The organism is Actinoplanes sp. NPDC051633, assembly GCF_040681735.1.
Lineage (GTDB): Bacteria > Actinomycetota > Actinomycetes > Mycobacteriales > Micromonosporaceae > Actinoplanes.
Window position 1 is genome coordinate 1 of the sequence record NZ_JBFAZH010001283.1, and the last position, 2079, is coordinate 2079.

A 2079-nucleotide genomic window follows, 5' to 3' on the forward strand; every position below is an offset into this window, starting at 1 on the left:
GTCGCCGTCGCTGATCCACCGTTCCGAGGAGCGGGTGGGCATGGTGACGCCGATCAGCGCGCCGGCGTTGTTCGTGCCGCTGGACGCCTGCTGGTCGACGGTCTTCTCACTGGAACCGCACGCGGCCATGGAGACCGCGAGAACGGCCGCCGAGGCCACCGCGGCCACACGGGTGTATCGCATATGAGAGCTCCTCTTGTTTTCCGGTGAGTGTGCAATTTACAGGGAACGGGAAAGCCGGTAATAGGCGGCATTCCAGCGAATACGGTCAGCGAACGCGTCGGTACTCGTCGTGGAGTCGATCAGCAGCAGCTCGGTCTCGAGCATCGTGGCGAAGTCGCGCAAGGTCGCGGAGTCCACGGCCCCGGACAGCACCGTGTGGTGCGGGCCGCCGGCGGTCAGCCAGCACTCGGCGGAGGTGGACAGCGACGGCTTCGGCTTCCACACCGCCCGGGCGACCGGCAGCCTGGGCAGCGGCTCGTCCGGCGCGGTCACCTCGATCTCGTTGGCGACCATGCGGAACCGGTCGCCCATGTCGGTGAGGCCGATCACCACGGCCGGGCCGGGCGCGGCGTCGAAGACCAGCCGGACCGGGTCCTCGCGGTTGCCGATGCCCAGCGGGTGGATCTCGGCGCGCGGGCGGGCGACCGCGATGCTCGGGCAGACCTCGAGCATGTGCGCGCCGAGGATCTTCGGCTCGCCGGGCCCGAAGTGGTATGTGTAGTCCTCCATGAACGAGGTCGGGCCGCCCGGCACCATCGCCTTGATCGTCGCCAGCAGCGCGGACGTCTTCCAGTCGCCCTCGCCGCCGAAGCCGTAGCCGTCGGCCATCAGCCGCTGCACGGCCATGCCGGGGAGCTGCCGGAGCCCGCCGAGGTCCTCGAAGTTCGTGGTGAACGCGCCGAAGCCGCCCTCGGTGAGGAAGCGGCGCAGGCCGGCCTCGATCCGGGCGGAGTAGCGCAGGGAGTCGTGCCGGTCGCCGCCCTTGGCCAGCTCCGGCGCCAGCTCGTACGCGTCCGCGTACTGCCCGACGAGCGCGTCGACCTCGTCCTCGCCGGTCGCGTCGACGAGCTCGACCAGGTCGTTCACCCCGTACGTGTTGACCGAGACGCCGAACCGCAGCTCCGCCTCGACCTTGTCGCCCTCGGTCACCGCCACGTCGCGCATGTTGTCGCCGAACCGCGCCAGCTTGAGATTGCGCAGGTGCAGCACGCCCGCAGCCGCCCGCGCCCACTGGTTGATGCGCGCCACGACAGCGGGGTCGGATGCGTGCCCGGCCACCGTCTTGCGGGCCACCCCGAGTCGCGCCTGCACGAACCCGAACTCGCGATCGCCGTGCGCCGCCTGGTTGAGGTTCATGAAGTCCATGTCGATGGACTCCCAGGGCAGCGACTCGTTGAGCTGGGTGTGCAGGTGCAGCAGCGGCTTGCGCAGCGCGTCCAGGCCGGTGATCCACATCTTGGCCGGGGAGAACGTGTGCATCCAGGCGATCACGCCGAGGCAGGACGGGTCCGCGTTCGCCTCGAGCATTACCTGCTTGATCGCCGAGCTGCTGGTCAGCACCGGCCGCCACACCAGCTCCGCCTCGAGCCCGCCGGCCAGGGTCCGCTGGATCTGCTGGGACTGGTCGGCGACCTGGTCGAGGGTGTCCTGGCCGTAGAGGCCCTGGCTGCCGGTGAGGAACCAGATCTGGGGTTTCACGCTCGTGGCTCCTGTCCGTAGACGTTCTGGTAGCGGTCGTACAGGCTGTCGATGTGGTGCTGCTCGATCGGCAGCGGCGGGCCGAGCTGACGGGCGATGTGCACGGTGCGGGCGACGTCCTCGAGCAGAACCGCGGACTTCACCGCGGCCTCGGCGTCCTTGCCGACGGTGAACGGGCCGTGGCTGCGCATCAGCACCGCGGTGGAGCGGCTGCGGGCCAGGGTCTCGACGATGCCGCGGCCGATCGAGTCGTCCCCGATCAGCGCGAACGGCCCGACCGGGATGTCCCCGCCGAACTCGTCGGCCATCATGGTCAGCACGCACGGGATCGCCTCGCCGCGCGCCGACCACGCGGTGGCGTAGGTCGAGTGGGTGTGC

Annotated in this window: 2 protein-coding genes and 1 pseudogene; all 3 read right to left on the reverse strand. The window is 70.1% G+C overall.

Features of this window, described 5'->3' with window-relative positions; translation table 11 throughout:
* Window positions 1-183: pseudogene (locus AB0M20_RS40085) on the reverse strand (sugar ABC transporter substrate-binding protein); the annotation flags it as partial.
* Between the two features lie 36 nt (window positions 184-219).
* A complete protein-coding gene (gene araA, locus AB0M20_RS40090; protein ID WP_364306376.1) occupies window positions 220-1701 on the reverse strand; it encodes an L-arabinose isomerase in 1482 nt (493 codons plus the stop codon).
* Window positions 1698-2079, reverse strand: a 382-nt coding sequence (locus AB0M20_RS40095; protein WP_364306377.1) for a class II aldolase/adducin family protein, incomplete at its 5' end; no start/stop codon positions are given. The genes araA and AB0M20_RS40095, both read right to left, overlap by 4 nt.